The sequence below is a fragment of the Maledivibacter halophilus genome, from assembly GCF_900167445.1.
Taxonomy (GTDB): Bacteria; Bacillota; Clostridia; order Peptostreptococcales; family Caminicellaceae; genus Maledivibacter; species Maledivibacter halophilus.
This window is the reverse complement of the sequence record NZ_FUZT01000003.1, coordinates 410857-434267: the sequence shown is the minus strand read 5'-3', so window position 1 is coordinate 434267 and position 23411 is coordinate 410857. Positions and strand designations below refer to the sequence as shown.

The 23411-nt window shown below is 32.0% G+C and carries 20 protein-coding genes and 1 riboswitch; of the genes, 18 read left to right on the top strand and 2 right to left on the bottom strand.

From position 1 onward, the window contains the following. Nucleotides 1-172 precede the first annotated feature (172 nt). The 8 genes from B5X81_RS07970 (at nucleotide 173) to B5X81_RS07935 (ending at nucleotide 7982) form a co-directional block, all read left to right on the top strand. The gene (locus tag B5X81_RS07970) at nucleotides 173-622 is read left to right on the top strand and encodes a PTS sugar transporter subunit IIA (protein ID WP_079490763.1); all 450 of its coding nucleotides are present in this window, start codon (nucleotides 173-175) and stop codon (nucleotides 620-622) included. A gap of 17 nt (nucleotides 623-639) precedes the next feature. Beyond that, the gene (locus tag B5X81_RS07965; RefSeq protein ID WP_079490762.1) at nucleotides 640-951 is read left to right on the top strand and encodes a PTS fructose transporter subunit IIB; all 312 of its coding nucleotides are present in this window, start codon (nucleotides 640-642) and stop codon (nucleotides 949-951) included. Between the two features lie 144 nt (nucleotides 952-1095). Then, a complete protein-coding gene (locus tag B5X81_RS07960; protein WP_079490760.1) occupies nucleotides 1096-2190 on the top strand; it encodes a PTS fructose transporter subunit IIC in 1095 nt (364 codons plus the stop codon). A gap of 77 nt (nucleotides 2191-2267) precedes the next feature. After that, nucleotides 2268-3119, top strand: coding sequence for a MurR/RpiR family transcriptional regulator (locus B5X81_RS07955; protein ID WP_079490759.1), 852 nt, complete (start codon nucleotides 2268-2270; stop codon nucleotides 3117-3119). 162 nt (nucleotides 3120-3281) lie between these two features. Further along, nucleotides 3282-4133 (top strand): class II fructose-bisphosphate aldolase, encoded by an 852-nt coding sequence (locus B5X81_RS07950; protein WP_079490757.1) that lies wholly within the window; start codon nucleotides 3282-3284, stop codon nucleotides 4131-4133. Between the two features lie 33 nt (nucleotides 4134-4166). Next, nucleotides 4167-4706 (top strand): D-lyxose/D-mannose family sugar isomerase, encoded by a 540-nt coding sequence (locus B5X81_RS07945; protein WP_079490756.1) that lies wholly within the window; start codon nucleotides 4167-4169, stop codon nucleotides 4704-4706. A 240-nt stretch (nucleotides 4707-4946) separates the two neighbouring features. Then, a complete protein-coding gene (gene xylB, locus B5X81_RS07940; protein WP_079490754.1) occupies nucleotides 4947-6446 on the top strand; it encodes a xylulokinase in 1500 nt (499 codons plus the stop codon). A 399-nt stretch (nucleotides 6447-6845) separates the two neighbouring features. Further along, entirely contained in the window at nucleotides 6846-7982 is a 1137-nt protein-coding gene (locus B5X81_RS07935) for an aldo/keto reductase (protein ID WP_079490753.1), read from the top strand. A gap of 83 nt (nucleotides 7983-8065) precedes the next feature. Here B5X81_RS07935 and B5X81_RS07930 read toward each other — a convergent pair whose 3' ends face one another. Next, nucleotides 8066-9148 carry an HD-GYP domain-containing protein gene (locus tag B5X81_RS07930; RefSeq protein WP_079490751.1) on the bottom strand — a complete coding sequence of 361 codons (1083 nt, stop codon included), beginning with the start codon at nucleotides 9146-9148 and terminating at the stop codon, nucleotides 8066-8068. A gap of 362 nt (nucleotides 9149-9510) precedes the next feature. Here B5X81_RS07930 and B5X81_RS07925 point away from each other — a divergent pair, with 362 nt between their 5' ends. After that, the gene (locus tag B5X81_RS07925) at nucleotides 9511-10476 is read left to right on the top strand and encodes a copper amine oxidase N-terminal domain-containing protein (RefSeq protein WP_079490749.1); all 966 of its coding nucleotides are present in this window, start codon (nucleotides 9511-9513) and stop codon (nucleotides 10474-10476) included. A 245-nt stretch (nucleotides 10477-10721) separates the two neighbouring features. Here the strand turns inward: B5X81_RS07925 and B5X81_RS07920 are convergent, their stop codons facing one another. Beyond that, nucleotides 10722-11288 (bottom strand): ECF transporter S component, encoded by a 567-nt coding sequence (locus B5X81_RS07920; protein ID WP_079490747.1) that lies wholly within the window; start codon nucleotides 11286-11288, stop codon nucleotides 10722-10724. A gap of 107 nt (nucleotides 11289-11395) precedes the next feature. After that, a riboswitch (FMN riboswitch) is annotated at nucleotides 11396-11513 on the bottom strand. Nucleotides 11514-12463: 950 nt separating this feature from the next. On the opposite strand from B5X81_RS07920, the gene B5X81_RS07915 reads away from it, so the two are divergent. The 9 genes from B5X81_RS07915 (at nucleotide 12464) to B5X81_RS07875 (ending at nucleotide 23328) form a co-directional block, all read left to right on the top strand. After that, nucleotides 12464-13243 (top strand): short-chain-enoyl-CoA hydratase, encoded by a 780-nt coding sequence (locus tag B5X81_RS07915; RefSeq protein ID WP_079490745.1) that lies wholly within the window; start codon nucleotides 12464-12466, stop codon nucleotides 13241-13243. Nucleotides 13244-13272: 29 nt separating this feature from the next. After that, the gene (locus B5X81_RS07910) at nucleotides 13273-14118 is read left to right on the top strand and encodes a 3-hydroxybutyryl-CoA dehydrogenase (protein ID WP_079490743.1); all 846 of its coding nucleotides are present in this window, start codon (nucleotides 13273-13275) and stop codon (nucleotides 14116-14118) included. 39 nt (nucleotides 14119-14157) lie between these two features. Continuing rightward, nucleotides 14158-15336 carry an acetyl-CoA C-acetyltransferase gene (locus tag B5X81_RS07905; protein WP_079490742.1) on the top strand — a complete coding sequence of 393 codons (1179 nt, stop codon included), beginning with the start codon at nucleotides 14158-14160 and terminating at the stop codon, nucleotides 15334-15336. Between the two features lie 148 nt (nucleotides 15337-15484). After that, nucleotides 15485-15901: a MaoC family dehydratase gene (locus B5X81_RS07900; RefSeq protein ID WP_079490740.1), complete on the top strand. Its 417-nt coding sequence runs from the start codon at nucleotides 15485-15487 to the stop codon at nucleotides 15899-15901. Nucleotides 15902-16058: 157 nt separating this feature from the next. Then, nucleotides 16059-17198, top strand: a complete 1140-nt coding sequence (locus tag B5X81_RS07895) for an acyl-CoA dehydrogenase (protein WP_079490739.1) — start codon at nucleotides 16059-16061, stop codon at nucleotides 17196-17198. Between the two features lie 13 nt (nucleotides 17199-17211). Then, nucleotides 17212-17994, top strand: a complete 783-nt coding sequence (locus B5X81_RS07890; protein ID WP_079490737.1) for an electron transfer flavoprotein subunit beta/FixA family protein — start codon at nucleotides 17212-17214, stop codon at nucleotides 17992-17994. Nucleotides 17995-18096: 102 nt separating this feature from the next. Beyond that, nucleotides 18097-19107 carry an electron transfer flavoprotein subunit alpha/FixB family protein gene (locus tag B5X81_RS07885; RefSeq protein WP_079490736.1) on the top strand — a complete coding sequence of 337 codons (1011 nt, stop codon included), beginning with the start codon at nucleotides 18097-18099 and terminating at the stop codon, nucleotides 19105-19107. 616 nt (nucleotides 19108-19723) lie between these two features. Next, entirely contained in the window at nucleotides 19724-21430 is a 1707-nt protein-coding gene (locus B5X81_RS07880; RefSeq protein WP_139380273.1) for a sigma 54-interacting transcriptional regulator, read from the top strand. A 344-nt stretch (nucleotides 21431-21774) separates the two neighbouring features. Then, a complete protein-coding gene (locus tag B5X81_RS07875; RefSeq protein WP_079490734.1) occupies nucleotides 21775-23328 on the top strand; it encodes an acyl CoA:acetate/3-ketoacid CoA transferase in 1554 nt (517 codons plus the stop codon). The last annotated feature ends 83 nt before the right edge of the window (nucleotides 23329-23411 follow it).

Genomic DNA, 23411 nt, shown 5'->3' with positions numbered 1-23411 from the left:
CCTTAAGAAGCAAAAGATAAAAATTAGATTGACATATAAATATGAAATGTTATAATGATTATGTAAAAAATATTTTTGCGTTAACACATAAATACGAAAAAATATTTTTCGTGAGATTTATTTCAGTATTTATTCTAGCAATATTAAAAATATAAGATTTGAGGTGCTTTTTATGGATTTAAGTAAAATATTAGACGACAGGCTTATTTGTATTGACATGTTATCAAAGAATAAGGATGAAGCTATTGATGAATTATCAGGAAAATTAAAGATTGCTGGCTATATTGATGATATAGAATCTTTTAAAAAAGATATCTATCATCGAGAATCTCTTGGAAGCACAGGTATAGGAAATTATATAGCAATTCCTCATGGAAGGAGTGATTCAGTTAAAGAAATAGGTGTGGCAATTGGAAAGTTAAAGCAAGAAATTGAATGGGAAACATTAGATGATAAGGGAGTTAAAATTGTTTTTCTATTTGCTGTAGGTAATGACAATGAAAATGCTGAAAAACATTTGATGTTATTAGCTGAAGTAGCTTCTAAGCTAGGAAAGGAGGAAGCAGTAGAAAAATTATTAGAGGCTAAATCAGTTGAAGATATAAAAAAAGTATTTATCTAAATTGGAGGGTTATAATAATGAAAATTGTAGGTGTTGCTGCTTGTGCCGCTGGCATTGCTCATACTTATATCGCAAAAGAAAAGTTGGTAAGTGCTGCCGAAAGTTTAGGACATGAAGTACATATCGAAACTCAAGGAATTATTGGGGTAAAAGATAAGCTTCAGGAAAAGGATATCAAAGAAGCTGATGTTGTGATTATTGCAGCTGATATAAAAATAAATGATATGGAAAGATTTAAAGGAAAGAAAACAGTTGAAGTTTCAACTGATACTGTAATTAAATCTCCTAAAAAACTTATAAAAAAAATAGAAAGTGTAGTTACGAAATAATTGAGATAATTGAACAATTTAAATTTGGGACAATTGCATAATATATATGGCAGATTTCTAGAAAATTTAAATTTGGATATATTAGGTAATTTTTACAAGAGGTAATTATGCAATTTCATTAACTAACAATAGGAGGAGTTATTGATGAAAATTAGTGATTTAAAAAAACATGCAATGACAGCTATATCTTTTTTAATTCCAATTGTTGTGGGCTCAGGATTTTTACTTGTAATTGGTAATTTTGGGTCTGGTCAGAATATTACGGATTTTAGCAAAAGTTTTACTATATTTGATGCTTTTTCTACTATGGGTATAATGGGATTAACGTTGTTGCCAATGGTTGTATCTACTGGTATATCTTATTCCATTGCAGATAAGCCAGGGATTGCTCCAGGAATGATTGTTGGTTTAGTTGCAAATGCTGTTGGAGCAGGATTCCTTGGGGGGTTTCTTGGAGGATATATAGCAGGATATATTACGGTTTTCTTAATTAGGAGTATAAAAGTTCCCTACTGGGCCGAAGGATTATTACCAACACTTATTATACCATTAAGTGCTTCTGCTGTATCAGGATTAATAATGTTTTATGTTATTGGTATACCAGTAAGAGGTCTTACAGAAATATTAACCAATTATTTAAAAGGTCTAGATAGTCAATCAAAATTCATTTATGGTATGATTATTGGGGTTTTTGCATCAATTGATTATGGTGGTGCTATTAATAAAGTAGTATTTGCCTTTGCATTAGGTTTGTTTTATGAAGGAATTAAAGAGCCAATTACTGTTCTCATTTTGGCTTCTATGGTTACTCCCATAGGTATGACAATAGCTTACTTTATTTCTAAATTGATTAAGAAAAGAATATATACTAAACAAGAAATTGAAACATTGAAATCAGCTTTTCCAATGGGCCTTGCTCAAATAACAGAAGGATCTTTACCTATTGTTATGAATGATGTTATCAAATGTGTTATTGCTACAGGTGTTGGTGGTGCAATAGGAGGAGGATTTTGTATGCTATTTGGGGCAAACGCAGGTATACCAGCAGGAGGATTATTTGTATTGCCTACTATGCCTGCAGTAAAAGCAGGATACTTTATGTTAAGTCTATTAATAGGGTCCTTTGCCACAGCCATTGTACTATTAGTATTGAAAAAACCAGTTGATATAGATGAAGCAATCATAGATGATGATAACGAAGCAGATATTGATATGGATACTGTTAAATTTAATTTATAGAGATATTAATTGAGAAAATTGCATAACTCTAATTTGCTAAATTAGCAAAAAAATTTTAAAAGTAAAGGAGAGTGTAAATGGATAAAGGGATTAATAATGTTTTAAACTCTATACAAATAGCTTATGAGTCTTTGTTTGATGCTGAAAAGAAAGTTGCAGACTATGTTTTGCAATTTCCAGAAGAGGCAATAAATATGACCATTACAGAATTGTCAGAAAAAAGTGATGTTAGTGATGCAACTATAGTTAGATTTTGCAAAAAATTGGGCTTTAATGGATACCAGCATTTTAAAATGACTTTAGCCAAAAAATTCGTAAATCCTAATAACATTATTCCGGCAACTGTAGATTTAAAGGATATAAAATCTTCTATAAAAAGTATTATGAGCTATAAAGTAGAAGAACTAAAGCTGACGTCTGAGAGTTTAGATGTGAATATGATGACTATGTGCATTGATAAGATAATAAATAGTAACTACATTTATTTTTATGCAGCAGGGAATTCACTGCCTGTGGCAATGGATGCAGCGTATAAATTCAACTTGATTGGAATAAGAAGCCATGTAGATATTATATCTGAAATGCAAATTTCATCTGCTTATTCTCTAACAGAAAATGATATAGCTTTTGGAATATCAAATTCAGGAACATCAAAATCTATATTGAAGATATTTGAGATAGCTAAAGAGAGGGGAGCAACCACTATCTGTTTAACTAGCAGCAAAAAATCTCCTTTAGTAAATTTGTCTGATTACAAACTATTTACAGTAACAAATGAAGAATTATTTTTTAAGGAATTTAGTTATACGAGAGTTCCTGCCTTTTCGGTTATAGATACCATATTTTTGTTAGTTTACAAAAGCATTATGGGTAACGCATACAAAGATATGAATATTAGAGAAGAGGTACTTTCTAATAATAAATATTAAATTTATATACTATAAAATAATTGAGGAAATTGCATAATTCTAACTTGGCAAAATTGCATAATATATGTGGTATATCTTTGCAGATTATAAAGATATATATATAGTTTTTACTCAAGGTAATTATGCAATTTGCTCACTTAACAATTCTAGGAGGAAAATAAAATGAAATTAGTACCTATGAAAGATATATTAGAAGATGCTTACAAGAATGGATATGCAGTACCAGCATTAAATGGTTCACATCTAGAGTTTTACAAAGGCTTTATTGAAGTGGCAGCTGAATTAAAATCACCATTGATTATTCAAGCTGCTTATGAAGAAGTTGAATATGTTGATGCTAAAAATATTGTGGATATAATAGAGAACTTCGGAAGAAATAAAGATATAAAAGTAGCTATTCACCTAGACCATGGACCATCATTTGAAGCTGCAGCTGAATGTATAAGAGGTGGATTTACATCAGTAATGTATGATGGATCTACTCTTCCATTTGAAGATAATGTAACTAATACAAAAAAAGTAGTTGATATGGCTCATGCTGTTGGAGTTACTGTAGAAGGAGAATTAGGGACAATAGGTCAAACAACTGAATTTGGAGAAAAAGTTGATAATGTTCAAGTAACAGATCCTGAATTAGTAAAGGATTTTGTTGAAAGAACTGGCATTGACTGCATTGCACCAGCCTTTGGAACAGCCCATGGATTATATGTAGGGGAGCCAAAACTTGATTTTGAATTATTAGATAATATATCAAAATTGGTTAATATTCCAATAGTAATGCATGGTGGCAGTGGAGTTCCAGAAAATGATGTTAAAAAAGCAATATCATTAGGAGTAAGTAAAATTAATGTAAGTACAGCATTAAGAAAAGCCTTTATTGATGAAATGAAGAGATATATGAAAGAAAACCCTGATAATTTAATGACTATGGATATATTGGGTTCTGCCACAGAAGCATTAAAAGAAGAGGCAAGAAGTACAATTAAAAGGTTTGGATCGGCTAATAGATTATAAGAAACCTTATTTTTGATAGGAGGCTTAATTAATTTGAATAAGAAACTAGTTGATGATATTAGAAAGAAAACCTATGAATATTTTCAAAAAGCTAATATAGTTTTAACAAATGATGAAATAAATAATATTGAGGTTGCAGATTTTGGATTAAATGATATAGAAAAAATGGGATTGCAGCTGGTTACATATATAAATACCAGTAGATATTGTGCAAAAGAGATGGTTTTATTTCCAAAACAGACTTGCCCAGAGCATAAACACCCTAAAAGAGAAGATAATTCTGAAGGAAAGATGGAAACATTTAGATGCAGATGGGGAGAAGTATATTTATATGTAGAAGGGGAAAGAACCTCTAACCCAATAGCTATTCTTCCTAAGGAATACGGAAAAAATTTTACGGTATTTAAAGAAATAGTACTTGAAGCAGGCCAGCAATTCACGATTAAACCAAATACCCTTCATTGGTTTCAAGCTGGAGATAAAGGCGCAGTAATTTCAGAGTTTTCTTCTAATAGTGACGATTCTTCTGATATTTTTACAGATAAAAATATAAAGAGATTACCAGAATATTAATTTAATTAAAGCAAAATGTCTCAAGTACTTGAGACATTTTGCTTATATGGGTAAATTGAATGAAATAGACAAGAGAAATATGATGAATATCTATCACCTACTAAGAATTATCCTGATGTAGTTTATTATCATTCATTAAAATTTTATAAGGAAATAAGTTATGAATTAGAGTTTGGTATTACCCAGGGAAAAAAGAATATAAATAGGTTTATCAAAAATATTTAAAGGAGTGATTTTGCAATGAAATACGTAATAGGAATTGATTTAGGAACCAGTGCTGTTAAAATACTGTTAGTAAATGAGTATGGTAGTGTAGTACAGGAAGTATCTAGACCCTATTCTCTAATACAAAAAAGAACTGGATATAGTGAGCAAAATCCTCTAGAATGGTTTAATAAAACGATTGAGGGACTAACTGATCTAATAAAGAATTTCAAAGGAGATTCATCTCAAATTGAGGGAATAAGTTTTTCAGGACAAATGCATGGATTGGTGTTATTGGATGAGAATAATGAAGTTTTAAGAAATGCCATTCTTTGGAATGATACACGTACTACAAAAGAGTGCCAAGAGATTTATAAGACTGTTGGAAAGGAACGCTTGTTGGATATTACTAAAAATATTGCATTAGAGGGTTTTACTTTACCTAAAATTCTTTGGGTAAGAAAGAATGAACCAGATATATTTAGTAAAGCAAAAAAATTCTTATTACCAAAGGATTACCTGCGTTACAAACTTACAGGTAAATTACATATGGATTATTCTGATGCAGCTGGCACTTTATTATTTGATGTTAAAAAGAAAAAATGGAGTAAGGAAATTTGTGACCTTCTTAAGCTTGATTATGATTTTTGCCCTCCAATAATAGAATCTCACAAAGAAGTAGGAAAAATATCATCTGATTTAGCTGAAATTACTGGTTTATCAAATTCAACCCGTATATTTGCAGGTGGAGCAGATAATGCATGTGGTGCCATTGGTTCAGGCGTTATAGAAAGTGGAAGAACAATGGTTAGTATTGGAACTTCAGGAGTAGTCTTGTCATATGAAGAAAATGCAGACAAAGATTTCGAAGGAAAAGTCCATTACTTTAATCATGGAGTAGAAGATGCCTTTTATACAATGGGAGTTACACTTTCAGCAGGCTATAGCTTAAGCTGGTTCAAAAATGTCTTTGCAGAGGATCAATCCTTTGAAAAGCTACTTAAAGAAATTAAATCAGTTCCTATAGGCTCTAATGGATTATTATTCACACCATATTTAATGGGAGAAAGAACCCCCCATGTGGATGCAAATATAAGGGGCAGCTTCATAGGTATAAATAGTACTCATCAAAAAAAAGATTTTGTTAGGGCAATAATAGAAGGGATAACCTTTTCCTTAAATGAATCGATAGATATTTTTCGAAAAAATGGTAAAACAATTGATACAATTATTTCAATTGGTGGTGGATCGAAAAATGATGATTGGATGCAGATACAAGCTGATATTTTTAATGCTAAAATTATAAAGCTCTCTAGCCAGCAAGGGCCAGGAATTGGAGCTGCGATGTTAGCTGCTTATGGTTGCGGTTGGTTTGATACGTTAAAAGATTGTTCAGATTCGTTTTTACAAGTTGACAAAGAGTTTATACCAAAATATAAAAATGTTAATAGATATAAAAAACTTTTTCATATTTATCAAAGTATTTATAAACAAACAAAAGAGCTAAATAATTGGCTTATACCATATCGAGGTTGATATGGAAGTAATAATTGTTAGAAAGAATTGATCATCTTATGAACATAAAAATTCAGGACTTTGCATTTTAAACCCCTTTTATTTCATTTATAAACTATAGAAGGATTTTATATCTTTGAAATAGAATTATAGTATTTAAGATTATTATATATGGTAGTTATCCAGAGGTTTTAAAACTTTAATTTGTTTTACTATTATAGATATACGCCAATAAAACTTAAGAAAGGAAGTAGCCTCTGAGGTTTTCTTTTGAGCGATTTTTATAAACCTGTTTATCCCTTTGGTTATTCAATTTAAAACAGGTTTATTACATGAGCCAAAAGAATTCTCAGTGGCTACGACCATAAATTAAATTTTACAAGCGTACATCTATATATAGAGAGAGAAAGGGGAGTAAGAATGTTATATAGAAAATTTGGTCAAACAGAGGAAAAGGTTTCAGCCCTTGGCTTTGGATGCATGAGGCTTCCTATTATTGGTGAAGATATCAAGAATATTGATGAAGAAAAGGCAATTGAAATGCTAAGATATGCCATAGACAATGGAGTAAATTATATTGATACAGCATATCCATATCATGGTCAGATGAGTGAAGGATTAGTTGGAAAAGCTCTACAGGATGGATATAGAGAAAAGGTATATCTAGCCACAAAGCTTCCAAGCTGGCTTATTAAAACAAGAGAAGATATGGATAAATATCTTGATGAGCAATTAGAAAAACTGCAAACAGATCATATAGACTTTTACTTAGTTCATACCCTAAAAGAAAGCTATTGGAAAAACCTAACCGAAAATGGACTATTTGAATTTTTAGATACAATTGTCAAGGATGGCAGAGTAAAATATGTGGGCTTTTCCTTCCATGACAATGTTGAATTATTTAAAGAAATTGTGGATGCTTATAATTGGACCTTCTGCCAAATACAATATAATTATGTTGATGAAGATTATCAAGCCGGTAAGGAAGGCTTAAAATATGCTGCACAGAAAGGATTAGGCATTGTAATAATGGAGCCATTAAGGGGTGGAAAGCTTGTATCTAAAGTTCCTGATGAAATTATGAATGCTTGGAATAGCAATGACATTAAAAGAACTCCTGTCCAGTGGGCATTAAGATATCTTTGGGATTATCCGGAAATAAGTACAGTCCTAAGCGGCATGTCTACATTGGATCAAGTTAAGGAAAACATAAAATATGCCGATGAAGGAAAAAGTAATTCCTTAACAGAGAAGGAAAAGAGTTTGATTGCCAAGGTGGGAAATATGTATAAAGATAAAATAAAAGTAAATTGTACCTTCTGTAGATATTGTCTGCCATGTCCTGCTGGAGTAAACATACCAGGAGCCTTTGAATACTATAATGATGGATTCATGTTTGATAATATCGAAGGGGAAAAGGAAAATTATAATAAATTTATTAAGGACGAAGCTAAGGCTTCTAAATGTGTTGAATGCGGAAGATGTGAAGAAGAATGTCCCCAAAACATACCAATAAGAGAAAAGCTTAAGGACGTAGTTAAAACATTTGAAGAATAATTAAAGCTAATGAACATAAAAAGATGATTAACAAGATTTTATAAAATATAAGATTGTTAATCATCTTTTACCAGTTTTCTTGTCTACAATACACTTTCAATATATATATCTATTTCCTGACTCAAATCCAATATAGTATTATCTATTTGAACAATTGGCCTAGATGGCATCTGCTTATTGATAAATATAATCTTTGCTTCTTCACCGGTAGAAAGTAAACACCAATTATCTAGATAGCAATAAGCAATGTTTTGAAGAAATTTCATTAAAAATCTTGTGTCCATCTTACCCAAATATTCCTTTTCAAACTTATCGATTACATAAAAAGGAGAAAATTTGTCTCTATAGGGGCGCTTAGAAGTAAGAGCATCATAGACATCGGCAATAGCCACAATTTTTGCATAGTTATTTATTTCATTATTCTTAGCCCTTAAGGGATAACCGGAACCATCATATCTTTCATGGTGCATGAGAACAGCCATTTTGATATTATATGAGATATCTTGCTTTTCAATGATTTTAAATCCATATGTGCTATGCTTTTTTACTATTTCATATTCCGCATTTGTAAGGGGGCCAGGCTTATTTAAAATATTTCTATCAATTTTAGTTTTACCAATATCATGAAGCAGTCCAGCAACGGATATATTCATAAGTTCTTTCTTACTAAATCCCAGCCATTGTCCAATTGTATAGGATATCAATGAAACATTTATGCAGTGAGAATAAGTATAATCATCAAAGCTTTGAAGGCTACTTAAAAAGTTAAATAAATTGCTTCTATGTTTTACACAATCTAATAAATCACTGCTAATCGAAAATAATTCCGAAATATCAATTTCTTTGCCTTCACTAATATCCATCATTTGATCTTTTAGAGAGTTGTTATGTTCCAAATAGGATGAGGTGAATAATTGAAATTTTTTTCTATCTTTCCTAGAGGTTTCGATATTAAGATTATTTTTATGACTTGAATCTTCTTCTACAACTTCTTTAATAACAGCGTCTTTAATTTGGTAAAGTTTTAGTTTGCGAAGATGTTTTTCATCCAGTTTGGTATCGGTAGATATTAACATTTGTCCCATATCGGTAAAAATATCTTGAGCTATAATCATACCCGGTTCAATTTCATCGATTGGAACTGTTTTTGTTTTATATTTTGTCATAATATTCACCAACTTTTTAGTATAAACTATAGATAAACAACATTGTATTTAAAATTGTTGAATATATCTAATTGAGCAAATTGCATAATTACCTTCTGTAAAAACTATCTATTACATATAGTTTGAAAATCTCCAAAGGCATACCATATATATTATGCAACTTAGCCAAGTTAGAATTATGTAATTTCCTCAATTATAAGTTATACAAAGTCCTATAAATTTCCTGCTTTAAAAGAGAAATATAAAAGAAAAATCAAAAATGGGCTTTTAGTCCTAATTTCTATTTCTTAAGTACTAAAAACTTTAAATTTATACGTAATCTATAATGAATTAAATACATAAAAAACAAAGGAGGACTAAACATGTCAAAAAAGCTTTTAGCAATAACGCTTTCTTGTACACTCATATTATCCAGTGTTACATTTGCCTTAGCAGGGGATAAAGTAAAAGGAAAGGAAAATCTTAATAAGATAAAGACAAAACAAGAAAAAACAGTTACAGAAACTGAAGAAAATGAAGAGCTAGAAACTAATGAAGAAATTAGTGATGAAAGTAGTGAAAAAGTTAATGAAGAAATTGAAAAAGGTAAGGATTGGAAGGAACTTAAGGATAAGTTAGAGAAGGATAAGGATGCGATTGAAACTCAAAAAGATGAGTTGGAAATTCAAAAAGATGAATTAGAAAAAAAATATGAAGAAGCTAAAAATGGTGAAGATAATGAATTAGCTAAGGAGCTAAATCAACAGCTTCAGGAAATTAAAGGACAAATGGAAGAGTTAAAGCAGGACATGAAGTCTATAACGATTAAAAGAAAAGAAGTTATTAGAAATAAGTATACAGAGGATGAATTGGAAGAAATTGAACAAGCCAAGGAAGAAATGTTAGAAGATGGAGAAGATATAAAGGTTTTAGATGTTGATAGTGTATTATCTAAAAAGGCTAATATGAAGTTTGATACTCCACCGGTGATAAAAGGAGGGAGAACTTTAGTACCTGTTAGAGCAATTGTAGAAGGTTTTGGAGCAGAAGTAGAATGGAATGAAGAAACAAGAGAAGTAACAGTTCTTAAGGATGATGTTGAGATAGTCCTTACAATAGATAACAATGAAGTATATGTAAATGGGGAAAAAATAGATATTGATACTAAATCTGAAATAATAAATTCAAGGACATATGTACCTCTTAGATTAATAGCTGAAAACCTTGGACTTAAAGTTAATTGGGATGAAGAAACTGAAACTATTGAACTAGATGAAGAAGATACTGAAATTGATGAAGTAGTAGAAGATGATGAAGTAGTAGAAGATGATGAAACAATAGAAGAATAGAAATTATATAAATAATATAAAAGCTGTGAAGGACTATAATGATAAGAAACTTTCACAGTTTTTTATTTTCTAGTAGATAAAAAATCTTGATTTACTAGCACAACAGATTAAATTAAGATAGGTCTAGTTCTAATTTATAGTTAGGCGATTAAAAAATATAAATTATTCTAATAGGAATAGGCTATGAAAATAGTTTTAGGAATTAAAATAAAACTTTTTTCATAGCCTTAAGTATGTTCATTAGATTAAACATTATGTTTTATTGTCATATTATGGGATTTTTCCTTTATTACAACTCTTATTCCTTTGTATACAAATCCTATGGCAACAGAGTTAATAATAGATTTTAGTAGATTAAAGGGGATTATTGCTGGTATTAGCATACTTTTAACGGCCTCATATGGTACTCCTAAAAATTTGACTGTAAAAAAGAGATTTGTTGGAACCATAACTAATGTCATAGCAAAACATGAAAGAATCAACCCAATAACCAATCCCTTGAAGCTTCTAATTCTATGGTAGATGGTGCTGCTTACCAAAACCAAGGTTCCAGTTGAAAGAACATGCATTACAAAACCTATCCAACCGCTAGCTGAACTAACAGTAAGGGCTTGAATAAAGGAAGCAACTACGGTTAAGATTAAACCGTTTACTGTTCCGTAAATTAAAGCACCTATAATTATGGGTATATCGGCAGGTTCATATTCTAAAAATGGTGCCGATGGAATAATTGGAAAACGAATAGTATAGATTAATATAACAGATAGTGCTATGAGCATAGCCATTGTAGTCATTTTTTTTACTTTAAACATTATGATGACCTCCTATAATTTTAAATAGTATTTATGCTTTTGAATTCAAAAAATATTGAAGCCCTGAAGTAAAACTTCAGGGCTTAATTACAAAACACACACAAAAAATCTTTCTTCTTCCATCCAGACTATACTGTCGGCTCTGGAGTTTCACCAGATCAACCATTTTCATGGTTCGCGGGCTGTACCGCCGGTCGGGAATTGCACCCTGCCCTGAAGAAAATATTTATTTAATTTATATTTTAACATTATCACTAAATCCAATTTACGTCAAGTACTTTATTATGAATATTTTTATAGTTGTATATAAAATTGAGGAAATTCCATAATACATATAAAAATTTTTAAAATACAAAATGTAGTAGAAGGGGTCAGACGAATCATCTACATATTGTATTTTTAAATTAATAATGTTAATTAGGTAAGTTTTTTATTTAATAGTTTTACTTGAATCTATATATTATTGATGTAAAATATAAGTGTAGAAGTAAATATTTAGGTAAACAAATTTGAAAGAAGGTTATTTAAATGGCATTACCTGAAATAACAAATCTTAAATCTTCAAAGAGCCTTAGTAATGTAACATTTCCTTTTATAATATATAAATCCCCGTAGTATATCAAATTTAAATTCTATATTACATCAAAGAAATTCTATATTGCATCAAACAAGCTGTCTACAACACTAATTTTGGCAAAAGTGTAAATAAAGTACACATGTAAATTTTATGTGCATAATTTCATATGGGCTATTTATTTACATAAAATTATTTAATAAAAAGAAATTATGGAGCATATCATTAGGAAAGCTGGGGGTGATGGATATTTAAAATAATTATTTAAATCATCAATCAGCTGGGAGGTGTTAAATAAGTATACAGAATTTATTATTATTCCATGGGGAAAAGAGAAAACCCCCTCAAATTTCAGGAAAACAAATTAGTACTATCCATTGATTTGTCAAAAAATTGACAAACTAAGCGAAGGATGGATAAGCTTGATAAACTCTTGTATATCAAATGTTTCAGTAATATTTTATTTAAATAATATTACCTATAAAAGATTAAAAATTAAAAAAAAATTAGGAAAAACATTTAAATTTTATAACTTGGCACAGGACTTGCGAATATCTTGTGTATAGGTTGGAAAAATATTTAAGCAAAGGGAGCTGAAAATATGAGTTACGATAATCTGTTGTTAAAAAAGCAAGATAATATAGCTATTCTAAGCTTCAATAGACCTAAGGTTTTAAATGCATTAAATACTGATGTTTTAAAGGAACTAGATAGAGCAATAGATGATATTGAGAAGGATGAAGAGATTTATGTTCTCATTATAACAGGTGAAGGAAAAGCTTTTATAGCAGGAGCAGATATATCTGAGATGAGAGATAAGACAGCAGTAGAAGGAAGAAAGTTTGGAGAATTGGGATCAAGTATATTTAGAAAAATTGAACTTATGGAAAAACCAGTTATAGCAGCAGTAAACGGATTTGCATTAGGTGGTGGCTGTGAGCTTTCTATGAGCTGTGATATAAGAATCGCAGGAGAAAAAGCTAAATTTGGGCAGCCAGAGGTTGGATTGGGAATTACCCCAGGATTTGCTGGAACCCAAAGGCTTGCAAGATTAGTTGGAACGGCAAAGGCAAAGGAATTAATTTTTACAGCAGATATAATAAAGGCACAGGAAGCTAAGGAAATAGGTTTGGTAAATAAGGTTGTTGCCCAAGAGGAATTAATAAGTGAAGCTTTAGAAATGGCTAAGAAAATTGCATCCAATGGACAAATTGCAGTTAAATACTCTAAAGTAGCTATAAATAGAGGAATTAATTGTGATTTGGATACTGGAAACGAGATAGAAAAAGATTTATTTGGATTATGCTTTGCAACAGAAGACCAAAAGGAAGGTATGTCAGCTTTTCTGGAAAAAAGAAAAGCAGAATTTAAAAACAAATAATAAAAATAAAGAAAAAGGGAGGACTAAGAATGAAAATATTTGTTCTAGGCGCAGGAACAATGGGTAGTGGAATTGTTCAAGTTTTTGCTCAGTCAGGTTATGAAGTAGTAATGAGAGATATAGAAGAAAAATTTGTTGAAAGAGGCGTAGGAATAATAACAAAAAATTTGGATAGAAGTGTAAAAAAGGAAAGAATAACAGAGGAAAAGAAAAATGAGATACTAGGCAGAATTACAGCTACTACAGATATTAATTTGGCAAAGGATGCAGATTTAGTAGTGGAAGCAGCAGTGGAAAACATGGAAATCAAGAAAAAAATATTTGCTGAGTTAGATGAAGTTTGTAAGGAAGGGGCAATACTTGCAACAAATACTTCTTCACTTTCAATAACAGAAATTGCAAGTGCGACTAAAAGACCAGACAAAGTTATAGGAATGCATTTCTTTAACCCTGTTCCAGTAATGAAGCTTGTAGAGGTTATAAAGGGAATAGTTACTTCAAAGGAGACAAAGGATACAATTATAGAGGTTACAAATAAACTAAAGAAGACTCCTGTAGAAGTAGAAGAAGCTCCAGGTTTTGTAGTAAATAGAATACTTATTCCTATGATTAATGAAGCAGTTGGAATTTTAGCAGATGGAGTTGCAAGTGCAGAGGATATTGATGCAGCTATGAAGCTTGGTGCAAATCATCCTATAGGACCTTTAGCTTTAGCTGATTTAATAGGAAATGATGTTAATTTAGCGATTATGGAAGTGTTATACGAAGAATTTGGAGATTCAAAATACAGACCTCATCCATTACTAAGAAAGATGGTAAGGGGAGGACTTTTAGGCAGAAAGACTGGAAAAGGTTTTTATGATTATTCAAAATAAAAAGCTGAAAAATTATAGAATTAACAGGGAGGAATAAGAGTGAGAGAAGCGGTAATTGTAAGTGCAGTTAGAACAGCAATAGGAACATTTGGAGGAAATTTTAAATCTGTATCAGCAGTAGATTTAGGTGTTGCAGCTGCAAAAGAAGCCATTAAAAAAGCTGGAATCAAGGCAGAAATGATTGATGAAGTGCTTATAGGTAATGTATTACAGGCTGGACTCGGACAAAATGTTGCAAGACAGGTTGTTATCAAAGCAGGCATACCAGAGACAGTACCTGCAATAACAATAAACAAAGTGTGTGGTTCAGGACTTAGAACAGTAAGTATGGCGGCACAATTTATCATGCTGGGAGATGCAGACATAATCCTGGCAGGTGGTACAGAAAACATGTCACAAGCTCCATACCTTCTTGATAAAGCAAGATGGGGACAGAGAATGGGCGATGGTAAATTAGTTGACTCCATGATAAAGGATGGATTATGGGAAGCCTTTAACAATTATCATATGGGGGTTACAGCAGAAAATATTGCACAGAGATGGGAAATTTCCAGAAAAGAACAAGATGAATTTGCACTTGCCAGTCAGCAAAAAGCTGAAAAAGCTATTAAAGAAGGAAGATTTAAGGATGAAATAGTTCCAGTAGAAGTTCCACAAAGAAAAGGAGATCCTATAATAGTAGATACAGATGAACATCCTAAATTTGGAAGTTCAATTGAAAAGCTTTCAAAATTAAGACCGGCATTTAAAAAGGATGGTACAGTAACAGCAGGTAATGCATCAGGTATAAATGATGGAGCTGCTATGCTTATAGTAATGTCTAGAGAAAAGGCTGAGGAATTGGGATTGGATATCATAGCCACTGTAAAATCATATGGATCGGCTGCACTGGACCCTGCTATTATGGGATATGGACCAGTACCATCTTCTAAAAAAGCATTAGAAAAAGCTGGGTTAACTATAGAAGATATGGATTTGATTGAAGCTAATGAAGCCTTTGCATCTCAATCTCTAGCAGTGGCAAAGGATCTAAAGTTTGACATGGAAAAAGTAAATGTAAATGGTGGAGCTATTGCATTAGGCCATCCTATTGGAGCTTCTGGAGCAAGAATACTAGTTACTTTACTTCATGAAATGATTAAAAGAGATTCCAAAAAGGGATTAGCAACTTTATGTATTGGTGGAGGTCAGGGAACTGCCATAGTAGTAGAAAGATAATTTTTATAGTTTAAAATAGTTTAAAGCTGGCGACCGATTATAGGCGGTGGACTTAAATAAGCTATTATAGATATACATTCTGATTTTGGAGTCTGGAAATAATTAAATTTCTTGACTCCAGGATTATAAAAAAAGGGAGGCAAATTCGATGAAGGGTAAAACCATAAAAGAAATTCAAATTGGGGATAAAGCTTTTTTTCAAAAGACCATAACGGAGACAGATGTTTACCTTTATGCAGGAATAACAGGAGATATAAATCCTGCCCATATTAATCAGGAAGTATCTAAGAATACAATGTTCAAGGGCAGAATAGCTCATGGTATGTTGACAGCAGGCTTGGTATCAGCAGTTTTAGGGGTACAGCTACCTGGACCGGGAACTATATATCTTGGTCAAGAACTAAAATTTACTGCTCCAGTAAGATTTGGAGACACTATAAAGGCAGAAGTAGAAGTTATAGAGAGAATTGAAGAAAAAAATAGATTAAAGCTTAATACAATTTGTACTAATCAAAATGGAGATGTGGTTCTTAAAGGTGTTGCAACAGTAATGCCGCCTAAATAAAATGAATTATAACTCTGTTTTAAGTTGAAAAAAATTTGAAATAGAGTTATGATTAAAGTGAAAACGTTAATTAATAAACAAACAAAGTATATAATTCCAGTATATAATTTATTACTTCACTTTATTTTTAAATATGATGGTTAGAGGAGGAAATAGTATGGATTTTCGAATTTCAAAAGAGCATGAAATGCTACGTCAAATGTACAGAGAATTTGCAGAAAATGAAGTCAAACCCCTTGCAGAAGAAGTTGATGAACAAGAGATGTTTCCTGTAGAAACTGTAAAAAAATTAGCACGATACGGTTTTTTAGGGATACCATTTCCAAAGGAATATGGGGGTCAAGGTGGAGATAACCTAGCTTATGCAATGGCTGTAGAAGAGTTATCTAAAGCCTGTGCAACAACAGGGGTTATAGTTTCAGCCCATACATCATTAGGAGCATCACCAATATATGAATTTGGAACAGAACAGCAAAAACAAAAATACCTTATTCCATTGGTAAAGGGAGAAAAATTAGGGGCCTTTGGATTAACAGAGCCTAATGCTGGAACCGATGCAGCAGGACAACAGACAAAGGCGGTATTGGATGGAGACCATTATATATTAAATGGTTCAAAAATATTTATAACAAATGCAGGCTATGCTGATATTTATATAATTATGGCTATGACCGACAAAAGTAAAGGTGTTAAAGGAATATCAGCTTTCATAGTTGAGAAGGATTATGAAGGCTTCAGTGTTGGAAAAAAAGAATCAAAAATGGGTATAAAGGGTTCTGCAACTTGTGAACTTATATTTGAAAACGTTAGAGTACCAAAGGAAAACCTGATTGGAAAAGAAGGCAAGGGCTTTGGAATTGCTATGAAAACCCTAGATGGTGGGCGTATTGGAATAGGAGCACAGGCCTTAGGTATAGCACAGGGAGCCATTGACGAAACGGTAAAATATGTTAAGGAAAGAAAACAATTTGGAAGATCAATTGCTAAATTCCAAAATACTCAATTCCAGCTTGCAGATATGCAAACAAAAGTAGATGCGGCAAGACTTTTGGTTTATAGAGCTGCAATGGCTAAGGAAAATGGAGAACGCTTTAGTACTGATGCTGCTATGGCTAAGCTTTTTGCTGCTGAAACAGCTATGGAGGTTACAACTAAAGCAGTGCAATTACATGGTGGATATGGCTATACAAGAGAATATCCTGTTGAAAGAATGATGAGAGATGCTAAAATAACGGAAATTTATGAAGGAACTTCAGAGGTTCAAAAAATGGTTATAGCAGGAAATATGTTGAGATAAGGAGGCTTTGAAAATGAAAATAGTTGTTTGTATAAAACAAGTGCCAGATACTACAGAGGTTAAATTGGACCCTAAAACAGGAACACTTATAAGGGAGGGAGTACCAAGTATTATAAATCCCGATGATAAAAGCGGTTTAGAAGCAGCTTTAAGACTAAAGGATGAAATGGGAGCTGAGGTAACTGTTCTTACAATGGGACCCCCTCAAGCTGAAAAAGCCCTTAGAGAAGCTTTGGCAATGGGAGCAGATAAGGCAATTTTATTAAGTGATAGAGCTTTTGCCGGTGCCGATACTTGGGCTACATCAAGTACATTGGCAGCAGCCGTAAAAAATCTGGAATATGATTTGATTATAGCAGGAAGGCAGGCAATAGATGGAGATACTGCTCAGGTGGGACCACAAATAGCTGAACACTTAGGACTTCCACAAATAAGCTATGTTGAAGATCTTAAAGTGGACGGAGACAGCCTTATATTAAAGAGAGTTTTTGAAGATGGATATCAAAGGATAAAGGCAAAAATGCCTTGCTTAATTACTACCCTTAGTGAAATGAATGAACCAAGGTATATGTCAGTTGCCGGAATATATGATGCCTATAGAGAAAAAGAAATAATAAATTGGAGTTTAAATGATATAGAAATAGACATGGGGAATATAGGATTAAAGGGTTCACCTACTAAGGTTAAGAAATCATTTACAAAGGGAGCTAAATCTGCTGGTCAAGTATATGAATTAGAGCCAAGGGATGCAGCAAAAATTATTGTAGATAAATTAAAAGAGAAATTTATTATATAATTTACTCAATTTAAAATTAAAAATCAATTGCCAATAAAAATGACCCAAACGGTTAACTATAACCTAGCTACTAGAACTAAAACAGTATGAGGAGGGAGTATCTTGAATATTGCAGAATATAAGGGTGTTTTTGTATTCGCTGAGCAAAGAGAAGGAGAAATTCAAAGAGTTTCTTTAGAGCTTATTGGAAAAGGTAGAGAAATTGCAGAAAAATTAGGTGAAACAGTTACAGCAGTAATTTTAGGTAATAACATAAAGGATAAAACAAATACTTTAATCCATTATGGAGCAGACAAGGTTTTATATGTTGATGATCCAGCATTAGATATTTATATGACAGAGCCATATGCAAAGGCTTTAGCCCAAGTAATCAACTCTGAAAAACCAGAAATATTTTTAATCGGTGCTACAACTATAGGAAGGGATTTAGCTCCTAGAGTTTCAGCTAGAATCCATACAGGACTTACTGCAGATTGTACTGGATTAGATATAGATGAAGAAAGCAAAAATTTGTTAATGACAAGACCAGCCTTCGGTGGTAATATTATGGCTACTATCGTTTGTGGTGACCACAGACCACAGATGTCTACCGTTAGACCGGGAGTTATGCCGTTGTTTGAAAAAGATGAAAATAGAGAAGGCGTTGTAGAAGAAGTTAAAGTTAAATTCTCTAAAGAAGATAGAAATGTTGAAATATTAGAAGTAGTAAAAGAAGTAAAACAAAAAATTAATATTGAAGAAGCCAATGTATTAGTTTCAGGGGGTAGAGGTATCGGAGACCCTGAAAGATTTGAAATTCTTAAGCAGTTGGCTGATAGTCTTGAAGGTCAGGTATCAGCTTCCCGTGCAGTTGTAGATGCGGGCTGGATTGACAGAGACCACCAAGTAGGGCAGACAGGAAAAACTGTAAGACCAGACCTTTATGTGGCTTGCGGTATATCAGGAGCTATACAGCATTTAGCAGGTATGGAAGAATCAGGATTCATAGTGGCGATAAATAAAGATGCAGGGGCACCTATATTTGAAGTTGCAGATGTAGGAATAGTAGGAGATCTAAACAAAGTAATTCCTTTACTAGTTGAAGAACTTGCTGCTGCTAAAGAATCTAAGTAATATAAAATTTACCAATCCCTTGGAATATTTCGGGGGATTGGTAATTGAAGCTTGATATTCAAGCTTTCCCTTGGATATCAGGCTTCAATTTAAAAGCAAATGGTAATTATGGATATAGGGATATTAGTATCAATAGAAATCTGCCATGTCATTTATAAAAATGAGGAAATTACTCTTTTTTTAACCTCCATCATTTACTAAATCCCTATATCCTAAAATTGACTCCCTAATGTACAATAACTTATTAGCTATAGTGAAACAATTTCAAAATTTAATTCATATATCATAAAAATATCGATGTTTTTACAATTTTTTTGATTTATAAATTAGCCTTTCAATTTGTTTCACTACATATCCACAAAGAAAAAGATAATCTTCATTTGAAGATTATCTTTTTCTATTTCTAGGAAATCTTAAAAATCTAAAAAATTTTACTATACTATGATAAAATCTAAAGAGGTGATGAAATTGCATAATTTCAATTTGTTTAATTTGACAAAATTGTATATGCTAATATTATCTTTTAAACCCCCTTGATAGGAACTAACATATTCAGTTTAATTAAATCCCTATATTAAGGGATAAAATATATTTAATATAATGAGGAGGTGTAGATTTGGAATTTGTCAAGGAATATTTCAGGAAAATAATAGAAAATATTAATGAGGCTTTAATAGGTATAGATAAGTATGGAGATATTAATATGCTTAATGGTATTGCAGAGGAGTTACTTGGCATAAAGTCTGAAAAGGTTATGGGAAGAAAGATAAGGGAGGTTATTCCAAATACTAAGCTCATCAGGGTTATAGAAAATAAAAGTGAAGAGATAAACTATAGATTTTCCAGTAATGGAAGGCAATTTAGAGTCAACAGATTGCCAATATTTTATAAGGAAGAAATACAAGGTGCTATAGCTTTATTTCAGGATGTAACGGATTACAATAAAATAAGCAGAAAACTCGATGAAGATGAAGTATATATTGATATTTTAAATACAATATTGGATACCTTTAATGAATGGATTGTAGTTGTAGATGAAAATGGGATAATAACAATGATGAGTAAAGCATACAAAGAATTTGTAGAAGACCCAAATCCTGAAGGAAAGCACGTAACTGAAGTTATAGAGAATACCAGAATGCATACTGTAATAAAAACAGGGATAATGGAAGTGGCAGAAATACAGAAAATACAGGGAAGAAGAATGATTGCCACCCGTATACCCCTTAAAAAGGAAGGTAGAGTAATTGGGGCAATTGGTAAAGTTATGTTCAAAAATGTTAGCGACTTAAGACTATTGAGTAAAAAAATAAATAAGCTAGAAAAGGAAATAGCATATTATAAAAATGAATTAGATGATAAAAGAATTGCAAAATACTCCTTCGATGATTTAGTTGGTAAAAGTCCCAAAATGATTGAAGTTAAAACCATGGCTAAAAAAGCTGCAAAAACAAATTCAAATGTTCTGATTTTGGGAGAAAGTGGTACGGGGAAGGAACTCTTTGCCCACGCTCTTCATAATGCAAGCTCAAGAAATTTAGGACCCTTTGTTAAAATAAATTGTGCAGCAATACCCAGTGAATTATTGGAATCTGAATTATTTGGATATGAAGAAGGAGCTTTTACTGGAGCTAAAAAGAGCGGTAAAAAAGGTAAGTTTGAGCTGGCTAATGGAGGCACTATTTTGCTTGATGAAATAGGGGATATGTCTATGACCATGCAGGCAAAATTATTAAGGGTTATACAGGAGAAAGAAGTGGAAAGACTTGGAGGAAATCTACTAAAGAATATTGACGTTAGAATAATATCATCAACAAATAAGGATTTGGAGAAATTAGTTGAAAAAAAGGAATTTAGAGAAGATCTTTTCTATAGGTTAAACGTTATGGTCATTAAGTTGCCGCCCCTTAGGGAAAGAAAGGAAGATATAGATACTCTTGCCAATGAACTGAAGAAGAAGATTGCCAATAGGCTGGGAATATATGTTGAAGAAATATCTCAGGAGGCTATTAATTATTTAAGGAATTACCATTGGCCGGGAAATATAAGAGAGCTTGAAAATGTATTAGAAAGAGCTATTAATTTATTAGATTCAGATTTAACAATAAAGGCAAAGCATCTTCCCAATAGGTTAATCAAGCAAAAAAGCAAAACTTATTCTGGGGGGGATAGAGATTTAAAGGCAATTGTGGAGGAAGTTGAAAGGGAAATTATTAGTGAATGTTTGCAAAAAACCAGGGGAAATAAAAATAAAGCTGCAAAACTCTTAGGAATAAGTAGGGTAGGATTGTATAAAAAGATAGAAAGATACAATTTGTACTAAAAAATTATAATATTCATCACATAAAAGCAATAATAATTGTATAAAAGTAATACATGTAAACATAGTTTACGCTCTATGATATATACCTTTGTATAGGCTAATAAGCATTTATTGATATATCAAGAAGATGTATATTTCATATACATCTTTCTTGATTATTTTTTTGCCTATTATACATGGATAAAGAAATCTTCTCATCTAAAACCTTGGAATAGAGTCATATAGCCTCCTTGTTAATTAAATAACTATAAATATAAACATTGGCATGACACTTGCTATTAAACATAATACATATAAGAATATAGATAAATTATTAACAATATGATAGAGGAGGTCAAAAGAAAATGGGAGTTAGACTATTGGATGCAGAAGAAGCGGTAAAATTGATTCCAGATAATGCAACAGTGGCTACTGGAGGATTTGTTGGTATAGGAGTACCTGAAGAAGTAGAGATAGCTTTAGAGAAACGATTTCTTGAAACAGGTAGTCCTAAAAACCTTACTTTAGTTTATGCAGCTGGGCAAGGTGATGGTAAGGATAAAGGCTTAAATCATTTAGGTCATGAAAAATTGGTAAAAAAGGTTATTGGAGGACATTGGGGGCTTGCTCCTAAATTACAAAAACTAGCCTTGGAAAATAAAATTCAGGCCTATAATCTTCCCCAAGGTGTAATTTCTCATATGTTTAGAGATGTTGCTGCTGGTAAGCCAGGAACTATTACCCATGTAGGATTAAAAACATTTATAGATCCAAGACTACAAGGTGGAAAAATAAATGAAGTAACAAAGGAAGATATTGTTAAGCTTATTGAACTTGAAGGGCAAGAGTACTTATTTTACAAAGCTTTTCCAGTTGATGTGGCTCTTTTAAGAGGAACCTATGCCGATGAAAATGGAAATATTTCCATGGAAGAAGAAGCTGTTTCCCTTGAAGCCCTTTCAATAGCAGCAGCATGTAAGAATTCAGGAGGAAAAGTAATAGTACAGGTTAAAAAGGTGGTAAAAAGTGGTTCTTTAGATCCAAAGCTTATAAAAATACCAGGTATATACGTAGATACAGTTGTTGTTATTGAAAATGAAGAAAATCATATGCAAACCTACGGAACCAAGTATGATTCCTCTTACTGTGGCAAAACATTCATTCCTGTAGATTCAATGAAACCGTTGTCACTAAATGAAAGAAAAATTATAGCCAGAAGGGCTGCTATGGAGCTAATACCTAAAGCAATAGTTAATCTTGGTATAGGAGTTCCTGAGGTGATTGCAATGGTTGCCAATGAAGAAGGAAAAGGAGATCAAATGGTTCTTACAGTTGAGGCTGGGCCAATTGGTGGAGTTCCAGGTGGAGGTTTGGATTTTGGAGCTTCAACTAATCCAGAAGCTATACTTGATCAACCATATCAATTTGACTTTTATGACGGTGGTGGACTTGATTTAGCCTTTTTGGGACTGGCTCAATGTGATAGTAAAGGAAATATCAATGTTTCCAAGTTTGGACCTAAAATAGCAGGCTGTGGTGGATTCATCAATATTACTCAAAATGCTAAAAAAGTAGTATATTGTGGAACCTTTACAGCAGGTGGCTTAAGGGTTAAGACAGAAGATGGAAAACTTATTATAGAAAAGGAAGGTAAAGTTAAAAAATTTGTAAATGAAGTTGAGCAGATTACATTTAGTGGTGATTATGCAATAGAAAATAAAACCCCTGTTTTATATATAACAGAAAGAGCAGTTTTCCAGCTTTCAGAAGAAGGACTGATTTTAAAAGAAATTGCACCAGGTGTAGATCTTCAAAGGGATATTTTGGATTTGATGGACTTTAAACCAATAGTTCCTAATGATTTGAAGAAAATGGATGAAAGAATATTTAAAGAAGAATTAATGGGGCTTACTATATAAAAATAATAAATATTAAGCTCAGTAATAAATTTTGTGTTCTATAAGGGCAGGTGACATTTTCGCATCTGACCCTTAGCAATTAT

Bases quoted from the DNA above. Each gene is read 5' to 3' on its own strand.
- B5X81_RS07970 (WP_079490763.1), top strand. From the start codon at position 173: ATGGATTTAAGTAAAATATTAGACGACAGGCTTATTTGTATTGACATG.
- B5X81_RS07965 (WP_079490762.1), top strand. From the start codon at position 640: ATGAAAATTGTAGGTGTTGCTGCTTGTGCCGCTGGCATTGCTCATACT.
- B5X81_RS07960 (WP_079490760.1), top strand. From the start codon at position 1,096: ATGAAAATTAGTGATTTAAAAAAACATGCAATGACAGCTATATCTTTT.
- B5X81_RS07955 (WP_079490759.1), top strand. From the start codon at position 2,268: ATGGATAAAGGGATTAATAATGTTTTAAACTCTATACAAATAGCTTAT.
- B5X81_RS07950 (WP_079490757.1), top strand. From the start codon at position 3,282: ATGAAATTAGTACCTATGAAAGATATATTAGAAGATGCTTACAAGAAT.
- xylB (WP_079490754.1), top strand. From the start codon at position 4,947: ATGAAATACGTAATAGGAATTGATTTAGGAACCAGTGCTGTTAAAATA.
- B5X81_RS07935 (WP_079490753.1), top strand. From the start codon at position 6,846: ATGTTATATAGAAAATTTGGTCAAACAGAGGAAAAGGTTTCAGCCCTT.
- B5X81_RS07930 (WP_079490751.1), bottom strand. From the start codon at position 9,148: ATGACAAAATATAAAACAAAAACAGTTCCAATCGATGAAATTGAACCG.
- B5X81_RS07925 (WP_079490749.1), top strand. From the start codon at position 9,511: ATGTCAAAAAAGCTTTTAGCAATAACGCTTTCTTGTACACTCATATTA.
- B5X81_RS07920 (WP_079490747.1), bottom strand. From the start codon at position 11,288: ATGTTTAAAGTAAAAAAAATGACTACAATGGCTATGCTCATAGCACTA.
- B5X81_RS07915 (WP_079490745.1), top strand. From the start codon at position 12,464: ATGAGTTACGATAATCTGTTGTTAAAAAAGCAAGATAATATAGCTATT.
- B5X81_RS07910 (WP_079490743.1), top strand. From the start codon at position 13,273: ATGAAAATATTTGTTCTAGGCGCAGGAACAATGGGTAGTGGAATTGTT.
- B5X81_RS07900 (WP_079490740.1), top strand. From the start codon at position 15,485: ATGAAGGGTAAAACCATAAAAGAAATTCAAATTGGGGATAAAGCTTTT.
- B5X81_RS07895 (WP_079490739.1), top strand. From the start codon at position 16,059: ATGGATTTTCGAATTTCAAAAGAGCATGAAATGCTACGTCAAATGTAC.
- B5X81_RS07890 (WP_079490737.1), top strand. From the start codon at position 17,212: ATGAAAATAGTTGTTTGTATAAAACAAGTGCCAGATACTACAGAGGTT.
- B5X81_RS07875 (WP_079490734.1), top strand. From the start codon at position 21,775: ATGGGAGTTAGACTATTGGATGCAGAAGAAGCGGTAAAATTGATTCCA.